Source organism: Crenobacter sp. CS_VA4 (assembly GCF_055597485.1).
In genome coordinates this window covers 1-205 of sequence record NZ_JBVMAE010000235.1, presented here as the reverse complement: position 1 = coordinate 205, position 205 = coordinate 1, and the positions used below count along the sequence as shown (strand labels likewise).

Below are 205 nucleotides of genomic sequence, written 5' to 3'. Positions count from 1 at the left end.
TCGTTGAGAAGAATGTGCAGGATCGGCGCCGGCAACTCTGGCAAGAAGCCAAGAGGCAGCCGTTCGCCAGCTTTGGGTAACTGAACGATTGGCTGGAACAGCGGTGTCGTGCGGCTTGGCAAGTGATGGTCCATCCCGATTACCCGGAACTGACGCTGGCTGAATTGCTGCAGGACGAGCAGTTGCAGATGATGCCGTTCCCCGG

1 protein-coding gene is annotated in these 205 nt (G+C 58.5%); it reads right to left on the bottom strand.

Annotation, left to right across the window (positions count from 1 at the left end; genetic code table 11):
• Nucleotides 1–205 (bottom strand): hypothetical protein (locus tag ACZ2IA_RS23370; protein ID WP_470294960.1); only part of this gene is annotated, 205 nt, incomplete at both ends.